This window comes from Bradyrhizobium sp. Leaf396 (assembly GCF_001424605.1).
In the GTDB taxonomy this organism is placed as follows: Bacteria; Pseudomonadota; Alphaproteobacteria; order Rhizobiales; family Xanthobacteraceae; genus Bradyrhizobium; species Bradyrhizobium japonicum_C.
The window spans coordinates 104079-120749 of record NZ_LMQJ01000010.1 but is presented as its reverse complement, the minus strand read 5'-3'; the positions used below and the strand labels follow the sequence as shown (position 1 = coordinate 120749).

The following is a 16671-nucleotide window of genomic DNA, read 5'->3' as shown; positions in this document are numbered from 1 at the left end:
AACGGAACGGAGGCCTATCGGCGCGTGCCCGGTTTCTCCCTAACAAATCTGCGGAAACCGGCATTCGAAGCCCGGCAGCGCAAAGCAGTAGGAACCGGCCTCATGCCCGAGCCAGCGACGGCCTCATCAAGGCAGGTGCAGGGAGAAACCCGGCGGCTACCGCCGTCTTGTGCGCAGCCAGGAGACCTGCAAGCGCCAACAGGTTGATGGAGAAAATCCAGCCGACAACGGAAGGCGAAAATGCCTCGGCGCTCGATGGCAAGACAGCCGTTGCCGCGAACAAGGCCAGCTCGTGAATCGCAAAAGCGGCAAGGAACGCACCGCCCGCAACGATGATCGTGGAACCGAAGCGGCCGGCGGCCATGGAGACGGCGAACGCCGCAAGCACTGCCGCGACGCCGATAGCGGCCCCCCAAGCAAAGCTGTCCCACGTTCGCGGATATCCAAGAAGCCCGTAGCCGACCGCTTGATTCAAAAACCACGCCACCCCAATCAGCGAAAGGGCGTCGCGGCGGCGCATCTGCGTTCCCGCGACCGTCACAAGAGCTGCGAAGGGCGTTGCACAAGCAAGCGCCAGGCTGAACAACACGCTGGAACCGGCAACGAGTGCGATCCAGATCGACGTCCGCGCCGAATGCGGAAGCCCGGCAGCGTGCGGATTCTCAATTCTGGATCGCATATCGCACTCCGTCGGTTCAATCCCACGCCAGCGCGCCGCCGTTCTGGTATTCGATGACGCGCGTTTCAAAGAAGTTCTTTTCTTTCTTGAGGTCCATCGCCTCGCTCATCCACGGGAAGGGATTGTCCGCCTCCGCGAACACCGGCGCAAGCCCGAGCTGGGCGCAGCGCCGGTTGGCGATGAAGTGCATGTAGGTTTCGCACAAAGCCGCATTGAGGCCAAGGAAGCCGCGCGGCATCGTGTCCCGCCCGTACTTCGCCTCCAGTTCGGCCGCGTTCTTCAGCATCCCGCGAACCTCCCCCTGGAACGTTTCCGTCCAGAGATGGGGGTTTTCGATCTTGATCTGATTGATGACGTCGATCCCGAAATTCAGGTGAATGCTCTCGTCGCGCAGGATGTACTGGTACTGCTCGGCGATGCCGACCATCTTGTTGCGCCGCCCGAGCGAGAGGATCTGCGCAAAGCCGGTGTAGAACCACATGCCCTCGAAGACGACGTAGAAGGCGACGAGGTCGCGCAGGAAGGCCTGATCGGCATCGGGCGTCCCCGTCTTGAAGTTCGCATCATCGAGATGCTGCGTATGCTTGAGGGCCCACGCAGCCTTGTCGGTGATGGACGGCACCTCGCGGTACATATTGAACAGCTCGCCCTCATCGAGGCCGAGGCTTTCGACGATGTACTGGAACGTGTGCGTATGCACGGCTTCCTCGAAGGCCTGCCGCAGAAGGTACTGGCGGCATTCGGGATTGGTCAGATGCCGGTAGATCGCCAGCACGATGTTGTTGGCGACCAGACTCTCGGAGGCGGCGAAGAAGCCGAGATTGCGCTTGATCATGCGCCGCTCGTCTTCGGTCAGGCCGTCTTTGGACTTCCAAAGCGCGATATCGGCCTGCATCGACACTTCCGTCGGCATCCAGTGATTGTTGCAACCCGAAAGATACTTCTCCCACGCCCAGCGGTATTTGAGCGGCAGAAGCTGGTTCACGTCGGCGCGCGCGTTGATCATGCGCTTGTCATCGACCCGCACGCGCGCCGCGCCGCGATCGATGGCGCCAAGGCCGGTTGCATCCACGGGGGCAGCCTCCGGCAATGAATTGTCACTCCCGGAAAGAACGGGACGGACGATGTGCAGCGGCTTGGCCGCGGTGTCAGACCAGTCGAGCATAATTCTTTTCCCTTTTTCTTCGCTGCTTACTGGCAGGCTTCGCAGTCGGGGTCGTCGATCGAGCAGGCCTTGCCCCAGGCTTCTACCTGGGCATGACCGTTTCCGTTCGCATGACCGTTCGTGTGGCCGTTGGCATGCCCGTTCGCATGGCCATTGGTCGGAGCGGCGGCCGGCACGGAAGCCGAGACGGCGTTGAGCTTGCCATCGGTGCCTTTCAGCGTGGATTTCTCGACATGCGTCGCGGAGCGCGAGCGCAGATAGTAGGTGGTCTTGAGGCCCCGCTTCCACGCATGGCGATAGAGCGTGTCGAGCTTCTTGCCCGAGGGATTGGCGATGTAGAGATTGAGCGACTGCGATTGGTCGATCCATTTCTGACGCCGGGCCGCAGCGTCGATGAGCCATGCCGAGTCAATCTCGAAGGCGGTCGCATAGAGCGCCTTCAAATCGTCCGGCACGCGATCGATCTGGCCGAGGCTTCCGTCGAAATACTTCAAATCTGATATCATGACCTCATCCCACAGCCCGCGGCTCTTGAGATCGCGCACGAGGTAGGCGTTCACGACCGTAAAGTCCCCGGACATGTTGGATTTGACGTAGAGATTTTGGTAGGCGGGCTCGATTGACTGCGAGACGGCGCAGATATTCGAGATCGTGGCGGTCGGCGCGATCGCCATGGTGTTGGAGTTGCGCATGCCGACGGTCATCACGCGCTGACGCAAGGTATCCCAATCGAGGCGACTCCCACGGTCGAGATCGACCGGCGCGCCGCGCGCCTCATCAACGATCTTGATGGAATCGAGCGGCAGGATTCCCTTGGACCAAAGCGATCCCTCATAGGACGGATAGCGCCCGCGCTCGGCCGCAAGATCGACGGACCCCGAAATCGCCCAATAGGAAATCGCCTCCATGCTTTCGTCGGCGAAGGCGACCGCTCCGTCCGAGGCGTAGGGCAGCCGGAGGATGTTGAGCACGTCCTGGAAGCCCATGATGCCGAGCCCGACCGGCCGATGGCGCAGGTTGGAATTGCGCGCTTCGGGGATGGTGTAAAAATTCACGTCGAGGACGTTGTCGAGCATCCGCATCGCGGTCGTCACGGTGCGCGCAAGATGCTCGTGGTCGAGCTTGCCGTCCGCGATGTGGTTGACGAGGTTGACCGAGCCGAGGTTGCAGACCGCAACTTCCGTGTTCGAGGTGTTGAGCGTGATCTCGGTGCAAAGGTTGGACGAATGCACGACGCCGCAATGCTGCTGCGGCGAGCGGAGATTGCACGGGTCCTTGAAGGTGATCCACGGATGCCCCGTCTCGAACAGCATGGTGAGCATCTTGCGCCAAAGGTCGACAGCGCGAAGCTGCCTGGTCACGCGCATTTCACCGCGCGCGGATCTGGCTTCATAGAAGGCGTAACGCTCGGCAAAGGCCTTGCCGGTGAGATCGTGGAGGTCGGGGGTTTCGTCCGGGGAGAACAGCGTCCAGGCGCCATCTTCTTCCACGCGCTGCATGAAGAGGTCCGGCACCCAATTGGCTGTGTTCATGTCATGGGTGCGGCGGCGATCGTCGCCTGTGTTCTTGCGAAGGTCGAGGAACTCCTCGATGTCCACATGCCAGGTTTCGAGATAGGCGCAGACCGCGCCCTTGCGCTTGCCGCCCTGGTTGACGGCAATCGCGGTATCGTTGGCGACTTTCAGGAATGGCACCACGCCCTGGCTTTCGCCATTGGTGCCCTTGATATGCGCACCAAGGCCGCGCACGCGCGTCCAGTCGTTGCCGAGCCCGCCCGCGTATTTGGAGAGCAGCGCATTGTCCTTGATGGCTTTGAAGATGCCGTCGAGATCGTCGGCGACGGTGGTGAGGAAGCAGGATGAGAGCTGCGAGCGCAGCGTGCCGGCGTTGAACAGCGTCGGCGTCGATGCCATGAAATCGAAGCTCGAAAGCAAGTTATAGAACTCGATCGCCTTTCCTTCACGGTCGATTTCACGCAAGGCTAGGCCGCAGGCGACGCGCATGAAGAAGGCTTGCGGCAGTTCGAACCGCGTGCCGCGCGCATGCAGGAAATAGCGGTCGTAGAGCGTCTGGAGGCCAAGGTAGTCGAATTGCAGGTCGCGCTCGGGCTTGAGGGCTTCGGCGAGACGCGCAAGGTCGAAGCGGCCGATTTCAGGATCGAGCAATTCATTCGTGATGCCGGTCTGCACATAGGCGCGGAAATATTCCGCATAACGCCCGGCCATTTCGGCCTGCGTCGCCTGTTCGGGCTGGCCCATCACGAAGCTCAGGGCTTCGCGGCGCAGCTTGTCCAACAGAAGCCGCGCGCTGGCCTTGGCGTAATCGGGATCGGTCTCGACGAGGGTGCGCGCGGCAAGGATCGGCGCCAGCGCCAGCTCATCCACGCTGATGCCGTCATAAAGATTGCGCTGGGCCTCTGTCAGGATGGCTTCGGCCGAGACACCGTCAAGCCCGGCGGACGCTTCCTCGACCACGGCGGCGAGGCGCTTGCTGTCGAGCGGCACCAGCGTGCCATCGGCGGTCTTCATATGCAGGGACGGCGTGGCGGTGGCCGCTTTGCCTTTGGTCTTTGTCTCCGCCTTGGCGCGTTCGCGCGCGCGATCCTCGCGGTACAGCACATAGGCGCGCGCGACCTTGTGATGCTCGCTTCGCATCAGCGCGAGTTCGGCCTGATCCTGGATGTCCTCGATATGGAAGGTGCGCCCGGCATCGGCGCGGCGCGTCAGGCTGGCGACGATCTGATCGGTCAGCTCAGCCACCACGTCATGGACGCGCCGCGACGCCGCGGCGCTGCTGCCCTCGACCGCAAGAAACGCCTTGGTCAGGGCGACGGTGATCTTGGAGGCGTCGAAGGGCGAAACCGATCCGTTGCGGCGAATGACCTGATAGCCCGGCTCGCTTGCGGGCGAAGCCGAAGCGGCAGGGTTAGACAAACGCACGACACGCGCGGCAGCGGCAGTTTCCGTTCCGAGAGACATTGGCTCAAGACCCCGTGGTTGTTGCGGGCCGGGGTCTAAGCGGAGGCGCATGCAGGAAGAGGAGCGGCGGATGCCGCAACCTGCCACGCGACCACCGGGACACCCCGCCCAGGGACGTTTCTGGTGTCGCGGCAGGTCTCCTGGCTCGCGGGTCTTAGCATCCGTCCGGTCTTCCCGAAATCGTGCGATTCCAGTGACGTAAAACGTGGACTTCAGCTCTCCGCTTACAGTTGCGGGGGCAGCACCGGCTTTGCCCAAAACATAGGCGCACCGGCTTCCCTCTTAGCTCCCGATATTGCGACTCGGGAGAACCGTGACCACCATATCTAGTAGTTTTATACGACTCGGTGTCAATAAATCGTTTCGACCGTCGTCACTGAATTCTCATAATTCACAGCCGCTCCGGAACCCTGCGCATCGGCTTTCCGCCAAGCCACGATGATCCCAGGGTTATTCGACAGGCGCGCGATTTCCTGGGGCGGATGCAGCGCAAAATGGATCGACTGCTGGCCACGGCGGAAGGAGCCTGTGCCTGACTTGGGAAGCCGTCCGTCCTTTGTCCAGCGCCGCCGCTCGCGCGGTGTGATCTCCAGAATCTCCTCAACGACCTTTGGATAAAGACGCTCCTGCCGGAAGGCATCCAGTGCTTCATCGATGGCGGACAGAAGATCAACGAGATCGATAGTGGCCTGCGGCGGGATCGTGGTCCGGATGCCTTCTTCCTTCGCCGATACCTTGAGCCGGTGCCGTCGCAGCAGGCCCGCAACCCGGCGGCGGGCTTCCCGCGCGCGGCGCGCGGAGCCAAGCGTCAATTCGCGCGGCGGCGTGAAGCTCAATACAATTCCGGCCGCGCCATCATCGATGGTGACATAGCGGCTATGCAGGGCGGCGACGCTCACGCGGTTCTTCCAGCAGCTTCATTCATGAGGGCGCGCACTCTCCCGCCGGGCGTCATCCGGGTCAACTCGCGGCGTAGGGTGCAAAGGCGCTGCGGTTTTCATCGGCGTGAAGGTGGCGGCCCACCGGCGGAAAGGCGCGCTGTGGGCAATTGGTCCTTTCGCAAATCCGGCAACCCGCGCCGATAGGCGTCGCGGCCATGGGGTTGGTGAGATCGAGGCCGTCCGAATAGACGAGACGGCCCGCATGCTGGAGATCGCAGCCGAGCGCAATGGCGAAGGTCTTGCGCGGCGCATGATACCCGCCCTGGCCGTGCGAGACGGCGCGCGCCACCCAGAGATAGGTGCGCTCGTCTGGCATGCGGGCGAGCTGCGTCAGGATGCGGTCCGGCTGCGCGAAGGCTTCATAGACGTTCCAGAGCGGGCAGGTGCCGCCGATGCGCGAGAAGTGAAAATCGGTCGCCGACTGGCGCTTGGAGATGTTGCCCGCGCGATCGACGCGGATGAAGAAAAACGGGACGCCGCGTGCGCCGGGCCGCTGAAGCGTGCTGAGCCGGTGGCACGCCGTCTCGAACCCGACACCGAAAGTCTGGCCGAGAAGATCGATGTCGTAGCGGCATGCTTCCGCCATGTCGCGGAAGGCCGAGTACGGCAACAGCAGCGCCCCCGCGAAATAATTGGCAAGGCCGATGCGCGCGAGGCGGCGGGATTCATCATCGGCAAAAGACCCCGCGGCCACGATGGCATTGATGGTTTCGCTCTGTTCGAGGAAGGCTAGCTGCGTTGCCATCTGGAAGGCTTGCTGGCCGGAGCGCAGGCGCCGTGAAAGACGCAACACGCCCGCGCTTTGATCGAACCTTCGCTGTGCGTCCTGCGATCCATCTTCGGAGGCCGCGACCAGCACACGGACGCCATGGCGCGTGGATAGCCGCGCCATCAACGCGGCGGCCATGTTGCCGGGCGGAAGATTTTCTTCGCGCGCGATGCGCTCGGCTTCTTCATCCAGCTCGGCGATGTAATTGTGTCGCGCATAGAAGAAGTCGCGCACTTCCTCGAACGGCGTCGATACCGCCGAGACGGCACGGTCCTGCCGGTCATCGCCGAGCCGGACCGCGAGCGCCGCCGATTGTTCGATCGCGCGGCGATAACGCCGATGGAGCGACACGAAGGCGCGGCCCACGGCTGGCATGTTGGAAGCAAGCGCCCGCAATTCGGCGGTGACGATCGCTTCGCCGATGACCGGATCGGACAGCGCCTCCTTGAGATCGCCGATCAGCCGCGCCTCGTCGTCTTCCGAGAAGAGCTGCACGTCGATGCCGAATGCGGCATTGAGCTTCAGCAGCACCGGCACCGTAAGGGGCCGCTGGTTGTTCTCGATCTGGTTCAGATAGCTCAGCGACAGGCCGATGGCGGAGGCCAGCGCCTGCTGCGTCATCCCCCGTTCCTCGCGCAGGCGCTTCAGCCGCACGCCCATGAAGGCTTTCTTCATCGGAGCTCCATACCTTCGCAGACTTTGCAAATCTGTCGGAACTGCTTCGCAAAACTCCGCAACTTCAGCCCTTTACGCTGTGTCCGCCTTGCAAATATTGCGAAGGACGGTCGCGAACGCAAGCGGCCAGCGGGAGCACATCAGCATGACGGCCCTCGCGCCGGACACACCTCCGACCAGCGAAACGCGCTTCGTCGAGATGATCTTCCCCGAACAGGCGAACCATTACGGCACGCTGTTCGGCGGAAACGCCCTCAGCCTCATGGGCAAGGCGGCCTTTGTCGCGGCGACGCGCCGCGCGCGGGTGCCCGTCGTCATGGCGCGCTCCGAGAAAGTCGAATTCCACGTTCCGGTGCGCGTCGGCGAGCTCATCGAACTGACCGCGCGCGTCACGCGTGTCGGGCGTTCGTCCATGACCGTCGCGGTCGATGCCATCTCGGAAGAACTCACTACAGGCAAGCGGCGCCTTGCGCTCCGCGGCTCGTTCGAAATGGTCGCGGTGAACGGCACGGGCAATCCCGTGCCCGTCTTGCCGTGGCCGTCCATTCCCACCCCGGAGGAAATCCCGTCGTGAAGCTGCATTCCGTCCGCACGCATAAATCCGCCGACAACCTGCCGCGGGCAGCGCAACTCGCCTGGAAGATCGCCGAGGTCGCGGCCGATCCTGTTCCCGTCAGCCCGGCTGTGATCGAGATGATCGGCAACCGCCTTATCGACAATGCGGCGGTGGCGGCGGCATCCCTGTCGCGGCGGCCGGTGGCAAGCGCACGCGCGCAGGCGAACGCGCATCCGTTCAAACCGGGCGCCACGGTATTCGGCCTGTCACAGCACCGGCGGCTTTCGCCGGAATGGGCGGCCTGGGCCAACGGCGTTGCCGTGCGCGAGCTTGATTTTCACGACACGTATCTCGCGGCGGATTATTCGCATCCCGGCGACAACATCCCGCCCGTGCTGGCGGTTGCGCAGCATTGCGGCCTTGATGGCGCGGCGCTTCTGCGCGGCCTTGCGACCGGCTATGAAATCCAGGTCGATCTCGTGACGGGCATCTGCCTCCACGAACATAAGATCGATCATATCGCGCATCTCGGGCCTTCGGCGGCCGCGGGCATCGGAACGCTTCTGAACTTGCCAACCGAGACGATCTATCAGGCCGTGCAGCAGGCGCTGCATGTCACGACGACGACGCGCCAGTCGCGCAAGGGCCAAATCTCAAGCTGGAAAGCCTATGCGCCCGCCTTTGCAGGCAAGATGGCAATCGAGGCAGTCGATCGCGTCATGCGCGGCGAAGGCGCGCCGTCGCCCGCCTGGGAAGGTGAAGACGGATTCATCGCCTATCTGCTTGGCGGTCCCAAGGTGGAATATCAGGTGCCGCTGCCGGAGAAGGGCGAGCCCAAGCGCGCGATCCTCGACACCTACACCAAGGAGCATTCGGCCGAATACCAGAGCCAGGCGCTGATCGACCTCGCGCGGCGGATGGGGCCCAAGGTCGGCGACCTATCCAGGGTGAAAAGCATCGTCATCCACACAAGCCATCACACCCATTATGTGATCGGCACCGGGGCGAACGATCCGCAGAAGATGGACCCTAAGGCGAGCCGCGAAACGCTCGATCATTCCATCATGTACATCTTCGCCGTCGCGCTCGAGGATGGCGGCTGGCATCACGAGCGCTCGTATGCTTCGGAGCGCGCACAGCGCCCCGGCACCGTCGCGCTCTGGCACAAGGTTTCGACCGTCGAAGATCCCGAATGGACACGGCGCTATCACAGCCACGATCCCAAGGAGAAGGCGTTCGGCGGCAAGGTGGTCGTCACGCTCAACGACGGTTCGGTCATCACCGACGAGATCGCGGTGGCCGATGCGCATCCGCTCGGCGCGCGTCCCTTTGGCCGCGAACAATACATCGCCAAATTCCGCACGCTCGCGGAAGGCATCGTCACGCCGCACGAACAGGATCGTTTCCTTGGCCTGATCGAGCGGCTGCCGAAACTGAAAGCTGACGATCTTGCGGGGCTGACCTTCACGGTCGAGCCGTCGCTGCTTGGCTCGACCAAGGCGACGGGGATTTTCGACTGGCGCGATGAGCACGGCGGCGCAACGCGCGGCCTTTCGGTCGTCGGCGAATAAGGGGGGTACCATGGCTGAACAACTGACCCGCACCAACGCGCCGCCCAAGAAGTCGGTGGCGCTCTCCGGCATCGTCGCCGGGAACACCGCGCTTTGCACGGTTGGCCGTACCGGCAACGACCTGCACTACCGCGGCTATGACATTCTCGATGTTGCCGAGACCTGCACTTTCGAAGAAATCGCGCATCTCCTCGTGCATGGCACGCTGCCGACGGCGGCTGAACTCAGCGCCTATAAGGCAAAGCTCAAGAGCCTGCGCGGCTTGCCGGCTGCCGTGCGCGCCACCTTGGAAGCCCTGCCTGCGGCGGCGCATCCGATGGATGTCATGCGTTCCGGTGTATCCACGCTCGGCTGCGTGTTGCCGGAAGCGCATGACCACAACCATGCCGGCGCGCGCGATATCGCCGATCGCCTGATGGCTTCGCTCGGTTCGATGCTGCTTTACTGGCATCACTTCGCCCATAACGGCCGCCGCATCGAGGTCGAGACTGACGATGACAGCATCGGCGGGCATTTCCTGCATCTCCTTCACGGCACCGCGCCGAGCGAGCCGCATGTGCGGGCGATGCATACCTCGCTCAATCTCTATGCCGAGCATGAGTTCAACGCCTCGACCTTCACCGCGCGCTGCATCGCAGGCACCGGCGCCGATATTTATTCGGCCATCGCGGGCGCGATTGGCGCGCTGCGCGGCCCCAAGCATGGCGGCGCGAATGAGGTCGCCTTCGAGGTGCAGAAGCGATACGCGGGTGCCGATGAAGCCGAAGCCGATATCCGCCGCCGCGTCGCGGCCAAAGAGATCGTGATCGGCTTCGGACATCCCGTTTATACCGTCGCCGATCCGCGCAACCGCATCATCAAGGAGGTCGCACGAAATCTTTCGGTGGAAGTCGGCAGCATGAAGATGTTCGAGATCGCGGACCGGATCGAGGCGGTGATGGCCGAAAGCAAGAAGATGTTCGCCAATCTCGACTGGTTCAGCGCCGTGTCCTACCACATGCTGGGCGTACCGACGGCGATGTTCACGCCGCTGTTCGTCATCGCCCGCACCTCGGGCTGGAGCGCGCATGTGATCGAGCAGCGCCAGGACAACAAGATCATCCGCCCGACCGCCAACTATGTCGGCCCGGAGAACCTTGAGTTCGTGCCGATCGAGAAACGCGGCGTGGCGCCCTCCAAGCGCGCCGCCTGAAAGGAACCGTAATGCCGTATCTCATCGCCGCCGATCTGCCGGCGGAGGCTGCCGGGCAGCGCTTTCGCACCCGCATGGAGCGCGCAGGTATTCTTCAGATACCCGGCACGCATAACGGCATGGCCGCGCTTCAAGCGAAAGCGGCGGGTTTCGAAGCGCTCTATCTTTCAGGCGCGGCGATGACCGCCTCGATGGGCCTGCCGGACCTTGGCATCATCACCGTCGATGAGGTTGCTTTCTTCATCCGGCAGGTCGCACGCGCAAGCGGCCTTCCGGTGCTGGTCGATGGCGACACCGGCTATGGCGAGGCGCTCAACGTCATGCACATGGTCCGCACGTTTGAAGATGCGGGCGCGGCGGCCGTCCATATCGAGGACCAGCTCCTGCCGAAGAAATGCGGCCATCTCAACGACAAGAAGCTCGCCGATACCCATGACATGGCGGCCAAGGTCGCGGCGGCGGCAAAAGCACGGCGGCATCTTTATCTGATCGCCCGAACCGACGCGGCGGCAAGCGAGGGCGTGGACGGCGCGGTTGCGCGCGCGAAGCTCTACATGGAAGCGGGAGCCGATGCGATCTTCCCGGAAGCGCTCACGACGGCCGAGATGTTCAAGGAGTTTGCTGCGCGGATGCCAGGCGTGCCGCTGCTTGCCAACATGACTGAGTTCGGCAAGACGCCGTTCTTCACCGCGAGCGAATTTGAATCCATGGGCTACCGCATGGTGATCTGGCCGGTGTCATCCTTGCGCGTGGCCAACAAGGCGCAACAGAAGCTTTACGCCACGCTGCGCCGGGACGGCAGCGCCAAGACGATGCTCGGCGATATGCAAACCCGCGCCGAGCTTTATGAATTCATTGGCCTGAAAGATTTCGAAGCGCTCGACGCTTCGATCGTGCAAACCATCGTTCCGGATGCTGCGTAATACAGGACAAGAGCCAGCGCCCGATGCGCCGGGCGATCTTCGCGCCATCGGGGCGCATCCCGATCATTGGTATCCCGTCGCATGGTCGCGCGAGGTCAAACCGGGCAAGACCTTCGCTACCAGCTTCGCAGGCGAGCCGATCGTGCTGGTGCGCCCGTCTGCGGGGTCCGTCTTTGCGCTCGAAGACCGTTGCGCCCATCGCCAGGTGCCACTGTCCAAGGGCGTCGTCAACGATTGCACCGTGCGCTGCTGCTATCACGGCTGGAGCTACGATGCGTCCGGCCGATGCGTCGACGTGCCCTATCTCGGCAAGGACAAGCTGCCCAATGGCGTACGGTCTTATCCATGTCATGAGGGCAACGGACTGATTTTTGTGTGGCCGGGCGCGGGATCTCCGAAAGCTCCGCCCGGCACGATCGGCGCCTCCGCGGACCGCGCATATAAGACCCGGCGCTTTGGCAAGATTGTACGTTGTCACTACAGCTTCATGCACGAAAATCTGATGGACATGAACCATCAGTTCCTGCACCGAAGGACGACGGGCAAGGTCGCGCCGCGCTATCGCGGACGGCGCGCGGGCCCCGACTGGTTCGAGGTCGATTTCAGCTTCCGCCGCCCGGATGAGAAGCCGCCGCTTGGCGAGACAGTCATCGTCGGCAGCTTCCGCAGCGCCTCGGCCGACTCCCGCGACCTGATGACGGTCCGGACTGAATATCCTTATCAAACGCTCCGTTTCTGGACGGCAGGCGACAAACCCGTGCTGCATGTCTGGCTCGGCTACACGCCGGTTGACGCCGCGCAACGGTCGAACCGCACATTCATCCTCTTGTCGGTGCGCCGGCCCAAAATACCCGGCCTTCTCGATGTCGCGTGGCCGGTGCTGGCGTGGTTCACCAACCGGGTCTTCGCGGAGGACTGCGCGATCGTCGAGATGGAACAGGCCGCCTATGACAGCCAGGGCGGCGACTGGAATCAGGAGGTGTTTCCGCCTATACGCGAGCTGCGAAAGCTGCTCGCTGCCAATGGACGGCCGCCAGCCCATGAAACGAGCTGATGCCGCCTCGGCTTAGGACGCTTTGGATATGACCGAACGATCGAAACTCCAGCCGCCGGGCGGCCACCGCCGCGTCCTCCTTCATTCCTGCTGCGCGCCGTGTTCCGGCGAAGTGATGGAGGCGATGCTCGCTTCCGCGATCGATTACACGATCTTCTTCTACAACCCGAACATCCATCCGCAGAAAGAGTATCTTCTCCGCAAGGATGAGAACGTGCGCTTCGCCGAAAAGCACGGTGTCGCCTTCATTGACGCCGATTATGATAAGGACAACTGGTTCGCGCGCGCCAAGGGAATGGAGTGGGAGCCCGAGCGCGGGGCGCGCTGTACGATGTGCTTCGATATGCGTTTCGAGCGAACCGCGCTCTACGCCCATGAGAACGGTTTCCCGGTGATGACATCCTCGCTCGGCATCTCGCGCTGGAAAAACATGGCGCAGATCAACGATTGCGGCCAGCGCGCGGCGGGGCGCTACGAGGATTTGAGCTATTGGGATTTCAACTGGCGCAAGGGCGGCGGCGCGCAGCGCATGATCGAAATCAGCAAGCGCGAGGAATTCTATCAGCAGGAGTACTGCGGCTGCGTCTATTCGCTGCGCGACACCAACCAGCACCGGCGCGAACAGGGGCGCCCGCCGATTGAAATCGGCACGCAGTACTACGGTCGCTCAAACGATACAGTCGAATCCTGAAAACCAGACTACTGCGACGTACTGCTTGATCGTCTGCAGTTCAGACCCGCGCCGTTGATTTGGCAATGTCGAGAAAGCCTTGAATGTAGTCGACAGTCTCATCGCCACTGCGCATTCCGATGTGGATGCTTTTGGCTATGCCGCTCTCTCCAAACCGAAGCGCATGCAGCCTCTCGCCGGCTGGCAATTCATGCAGCAGCCAATCAGGGATCGCGCTCACGCCGCGTCCGGTCGCAACCATCTGGAGCATGAGGTCCGAGGTTTCGACCGTTCGATGCCGTTGCGGTAAACAGCCTGCCGGAACCAGGAAACGGGTGAAGACGTCGAGGCGCTCCGGCGCCACCGGATAAGTTATCAGCGTCTCGGAGCTGAGATCAGAGGGTGTTGCCACGGATTTCGCGGCCAGCGGATGATCTGCAGCGACGGCGAGGACGATCTCGTAATCGAAAACCGGCACGTAATTCAGATTGGGTCGCTCAATGGGATCGGGCGTGATCAACAAATCGATTTCGTGGCCCAGTAACGCTGCAATTCCGCCAAAGCGAAACGCCGTCGTCACATCAAGATCCACGCGCGTCCAGCGTCGCAAATAGGGATCGACGACGCGCGTCAACCACTGCTGACACGGATGACATTCCATCCCGACGCGCAGCGCTCCGCGATGACCTTGCGCGAACTCCTGTAAGACGCGCTCAGCATGATCTATCTGCGGCAACACGCGGCCCGCGAGCGCCAGGATATAGCCGCCGGCCTGGGTCAAACGGATTCCGCGCCCCTCCTTCTCCCACAGCGCGACGCCGAAGCGCTCTTCAAAGCGCCGGATGGCATGGCTCACCGCCGATTGGCTGAGACACAGCTTTTCAGCAGCGGCCGTGAGACTGCCGCACCGATCGACCTCACGGACGATGGCCAAATGCTGAAGGTCCAACATTCCATGACGTTATGTCATTGATCTGTGAAAACAAGACATTTTTTGTCATAGGAAAAGACCGCTATGGGTCGTTGCCCAATTTGCCCACGCCGCGCTCCCAACTTTTTCAGCCCGCGCCGGCGCAGCACGGAGAACGACAATGGTGCGGATCGCGAATCTCGGATTTCCCAGAATCGGAGCCCGGCGAGAGCTCAAGAAAGCCACGGAAAATTATTGGAAAGGCGAATGGTCGGCCGAGCAGTTGCTGGCAGCAGGTCGCGAACTGCGCGAGCGCCATTGGGCATTGCAGAAGGAGGCCGGACTCGACGTCATTCCGTCCAACGACTTCTCATTTTACGATCATGTCCTCGACATCAGCGTGATGGTCGGCGCTATCCCGAGCATCTACGGTTGGAAAGGCGGTCCGGTGCCGCTGGACACCTATTTTGCGATGGCGCGCGGCTCGCAAGGCGAGCAGCACGATGAAGCCTGTGCGCATGGCCATCACGGCGAGGGGCACGCGCACGGCGCGCCCGCGCAGGAGATGACCAAGTGGTTCGACACGAACTACCACTACATGGTGCCGGAATTCAGCAAGGACCAGCGCTTCGAATTGTCCTCGCTGAAGGCCGTTGATGAATACCGTGAAGCCAAGGCCCTCGGCTACCAGACCCGTCCCGTGCTGCTCGGCCCCGTCACCTATCTGAAGCTGGGCAAAAGCAAGGACGCGGGTTTCGATGCCCTGTCACTGCTGCCGGGCTTGCTTCCGGTCTATATCGATATGCTGCGCCGTCTTGCGGCGAACGGCGCCGAATGGGTGCAACTCGATGAGCCATGCCTCGTTCTCGATCTCGACGACGCCACCCGCGCTGCCCTGCGTGCAGCCTATGGCCAGATCGCGCACGCGCTGCCGAATCTCAAGATCATGCTCACGACGTATTTCGGAGGGCTCGGCGACAATCTTGACACCGCGCTGTCGCTTCCGGTGGCAGGGTTTCACCTCGATCTCATCCGGGCCCCGGAGCAGCTTGAGGCCATCGCTGCGAAGGCGCCGGAAGGTCTTGTCCTCTCGCTCGGCGTCATCGACGGCCGCAATATCTGGCGCGCCAACCTTCCGGCGCTGCTCGACCGGTTGGAGCCCGTGGTGGCCAAGCGCGGCACGGATCATGTGCAGATCGCGCCATCCTGCTCGCTTCTCCATGTGCCGATCGACGTTTCGCTCGAAACCGATCTCGATGAAGAAGTAAAGAGCTGGCTCGCGTTCTCGGTCCAGAAAATGGCTGAGCTGGCGACACTCGGTGCAGCGCTGGCCAAGGGCCGTGCGTCGGTTAGCGCAGCGCTCGATGCTTCGGCCAAGGCCGCGGCAGCGCGCAAGGCTTCGGCGAAGGTGCATGATCCCAAGGTCGCAGCGCGAATGGCCGCGATCACGCCCGCCATGGCGAAGCGCAAAAGCGGCTTTACCGATCGGGCCAAGGTGCAGCGCGAGCGCTTCGAGCTTCCGGCTTTTCCGACGACGACGATAGGTTCGTTCCCGCAGACCGCCGAAGTCCGCAAGGCGCGCGCGGCGCATGCCAAGGGCGCGATGAGCGATGCGGAATACGAAAAGTTCCTGCGCGAGGAAACCACGTGCGTCATCCGCTGGCAGGAAGAGATCGGCCTCGACGTGCTGGTGCATGGCGAGTTCGAGCGCAACGACATGGTGCAGTATTTTGGCGAGCAGCTTTCCGGCTTCGCTTTCACCAAGCATGCGTGGGTGCAGAGCTACGGGTCGCGCTGCGTCCGCCCGCCGATCCTGTTCGGCGACGTCTCACGACCGAAGCCCATGACCGTCGCTTGGTGGAAATACGCGCAGTCCGAGACGAAGAAGCCGATGAAGGGCATGCTCACCGGTCCGGTGACCATCCTCAACTGGTCCTTCGTGCGCGATGACGTGCCGCGCAGTCTTGCCTGCCGACAGATCGCGCTTGCGATCCGCGATGAGGTCGCGGATCTCGAAAGCGCGGGCGCGGCCATGATCCAGATCGACGAAGCGGCCTTGCGCGAGGGCCTGCCGCTGCGCCGTTCGGAATGGAAAAGCTATCTTGAATGGGCGGTCGAGAGCTTCCGCTTGTGCTCGACGGGCGTCGCGGACGCCACGCAGATTCACACGCATATGTGCTACTCTGAATTCAACGATATCATCGATGCAATCGCGGCAATGGACGCCGATGTCATCTCGATCGAGACGTCGCGCTCCAAGATGGAATTGCTCGATGCGTTCCGGAACTACAAATATCCGAACGAAATCGGGCCCGGCGTGTATGATATCCACTCGCCACGGGTGCCGGAAGTCGAGGAGATGACGAACCTCATGAAGCTCGCGCGGCAGCGACTTGCTGATAGCCAGCTCTGGATCAATCCCGATTGCGGCCTCAAAACCCGCAAATGGGAAGAGGTGCGCCCGGCGTTGGTGAACATGGTCGATGCGGCGCGGCAGATTCGACTCTCGCACTAGTCAGGATCATGCCAGTTTGCATGCCGCGCGCATCGGATCTCATTCAGCCCGTCGACGCTGTTGAGCACCGCTT

General features: G+C 62.5%; 13 protein-coding genes and 1 riboswitch. Of the genes, 7 read left to right on the top strand and 6 right to left on the bottom strand.

Translation table 11 applies throughout. The features are described from left to right. Positions 1-100: 100 nt before the first annotated feature. The 5 genes from ASG57_RS11975 to ASG57_RS11955 all read right to left on the bottom strand — a co-directional run bounded on the left by ASG57_RS11975 (position 101) and on the right by ASG57_RS11955 (position 7207). Positions 101-520 carry a hypothetical protein gene (locus tag ASG57_RS11975; protein WP_156402644.1) on the bottom strand — a complete coding sequence of 140 codons (420 nt, stop codon included), beginning with the start codon at positions 518-520 and terminating at the stop codon, positions 101-103. 175 nt (positions 521-695) lie between these two features. After that, positions 696-1844: a ribonucleotide-diphosphate reductase subunit beta gene (locus tag ASG57_RS11970; RefSeq protein ID WP_082528929.1), complete on the bottom strand. Its 1149-nt coding sequence runs from the start codon at positions 1842-1844 to the stop codon at positions 696-698. 26 nt (positions 1845-1870) lie between these two features. Next, positions 1871-4822, bottom strand: coding sequence for a ribonucleoside-diphosphate reductase subunit alpha (locus tag ASG57_RS11965; protein ID WP_057196349.1), 2952 nt, complete (start codon positions 4820-4822; stop codon positions 1871-1873). A gap of 113 nt (positions 4823-4935) precedes the next feature. Next, positions 4936-5153, bottom strand: a riboswitch (cobalamin riboswitch). A 19-nt stretch (positions 5154-5172) separates the two neighbouring features. Then, positions 5173-5721, bottom strand: coding sequence for a hypothetical protein (locus ASG57_RS11960; RefSeq protein WP_057196348.1), 549 nt, complete (start codon positions 5719-5721; stop codon positions 5173-5175). A 61-nt stretch (positions 5722-5782) separates the two neighbouring features. After that, positions 5783-7207 (bottom strand): short-chain fatty acyl-CoA regulator family protein, encoded by a 1425-nt coding sequence (locus tag ASG57_RS11955; RefSeq protein ID WP_057196347.1) that lies wholly within the window; start codon positions 7205-7207, stop codon positions 5783-5785. A 145-nt stretch (positions 7208-7352) separates the two neighbouring features. Here ASG57_RS11955 and ASG57_RS11950 point away from each other — a divergent pair, with 145 nt between their 5' ends. From ASG57_RS11950 to ASG57_RS11925, 6 genes are read left to right on the top strand one after another with little or no spacing between them, the layout of a single operon-like run. Beyond that, a complete protein-coding gene (locus ASG57_RS11950; protein WP_057196346.1) occupies positions 7353-7781 on the top strand; it encodes an acyl-CoA thioesterase in 429 nt (142 codons plus the stop codon). Further along, positions 7778-9334, top strand: a complete 1557-nt coding sequence (locus ASG57_RS11945; RefSeq protein WP_057196345.1) for an MmgE/PrpD family protein — start codon at positions 7778-7780, stop codon at positions 9332-9334. The genes ASG57_RS11950 and ASG57_RS11945 overlap by 4 nt, the downstream gene beginning before the upstream one ends. 10 nt (positions 9335-9344) lie before the next feature. Then, positions 9345-10526 (top strand): bifunctional 2-methylcitrate synthase/citrate synthase, encoded by a 1182-nt coding sequence (gene prpC / locus ASG57_RS11940; RefSeq protein WP_057196344.1) that lies wholly within the window; start codon positions 9345-9347, stop codon positions 10524-10526. Positions 10527-10537: 11 nt separating this feature from the next. Next, positions 10538-11449 carry a methylisocitrate lyase gene (gene prpB / locus ASG57_RS11935; protein WP_057196343.1) on the top strand — a complete coding sequence of 304 codons (912 nt, stop codon included), beginning with the start codon at positions 10538-10540 and terminating at the stop codon, positions 11447-11449. Beyond that, positions 11439-12503 carry a Rieske 2Fe-2S domain-containing protein gene (locus ASG57_RS11930; protein ID WP_057196342.1) on the top strand — a complete coding sequence of 355 codons (1065 nt, stop codon included), beginning with the start codon at positions 11439-11441 and terminating at the stop codon, positions 12501-12503. Before prpB ends, ASG57_RS11930 begins: the two co-directional genes overlap by 11 nt. A 28-nt stretch (positions 12504-12531) precedes the next feature. Continuing rightward, positions 12532-13194, top strand: a complete 663-nt coding sequence (locus ASG57_RS11925; protein WP_057196341.1) for an epoxyqueuosine reductase QueH — start codon at positions 12532-12534, stop codon at positions 13192-13194. Between the two features lie 40 nt (positions 13195-13234). Here the strand turns inward: ASG57_RS11925 and ASG57_RS11920 are convergent, their stop codons facing one another. Then, positions 13235-14125, bottom strand: coding sequence for a LysR family transcriptional regulator (locus ASG57_RS11920; RefSeq protein ID WP_057196340.1), 891 nt, complete (start codon positions 14123-14125; stop codon positions 13235-13237). A 139-nt stretch (positions 14126-14264) separates the two neighbouring features. Between ASG57_RS11920 and metE the strand changes: the two genes are divergently transcribed. Further along, positions 14265-16598, top strand: coding sequence for a 5-methyltetrahydropteroyltriglutamate--homocysteine S-methyltransferase (metE, locus tag ASG57_RS11915; RefSeq protein ID WP_057196339.1), 2334 nt, complete (start codon positions 14265-14267; stop codon positions 16596-16598). Positions 16599-16671 lie beyond the last annotated feature (73 nt).

Excerpts from the sequence above, each read along its gene's own strand:
- ASG57_RS11975 (WP_156402644.1), bottom strand. The coding sequence starts at position 520 with ATGCGCCGCCGCGACGCCCTTTCGCTGATTGGGGTGGCGTGGTTTTTG.
- ASG57_RS11970 (WP_082528929.1), bottom strand. The coding sequence starts at position 1,844 with ATGCTCGACTGGTCTGACACCGCGGCCAAGCCGCTGCACATCGTCCGT.
- ASG57_RS11965 (WP_057196349.1), bottom strand. The coding sequence starts at position 4,822 with ATGTCTCTCGGAACGGAAACTGCCGCTGCCGCGCGTGTCGTGCGTTTG.
- ASG57_RS11955 (WP_057196347.1), bottom strand. The coding sequence starts at position 7,207 with ATGAAGAAAGCCTTCATGGGCGTGCGGCTGAAGCGCCTGCGCGAGGAA.
- ASG57_RS11950 (WP_057196346.1), top strand. The coding sequence starts at position 7,353 with ATGACGGCCCTCGCGCCGGACACACCTCCGACCAGCGAAACGCGCTTC.
- prpC (WP_057196344.1), top strand. The coding sequence starts at position 9,345 with ATGGCTGAACAACTGACCCGCACCAACGCGCCGCCCAAGAAGTCGGTG.
- prpB (WP_057196343.1), top strand. The coding sequence starts at position 10,538 with ATGCCGTATCTCATCGCCGCCGATCTGCCGGCGGAGGCTGCCGGGCAG.
- ASG57_RS11930 (WP_057196342.1), top strand. The coding sequence starts at position 11,439 with ATGCTGCGTAATACAGGACAAGAGCCAGCGCCCGATGCGCCGGGCGAT.
- ASG57_RS11925 (WP_057196341.1), top strand. The coding sequence starts at position 12,532 with ATGACCGAACGATCGAAACTCCAGCCGCCGGGCGGCCACCGCCGCGTC.
- ASG57_RS11920 (WP_057196340.1), bottom strand. The coding sequence starts at position 14,125 with ATGTTGGACCTTCAGCATTTGGCCATCGTCCGTGAGGTCGATCGGTGC.
- metE (WP_057196339.1), top strand. The coding sequence starts at position 14,265 with ATGGTGCGGATCGCGAATCTCGGATTTCCCAGAATCGGAGCCCGGCGA.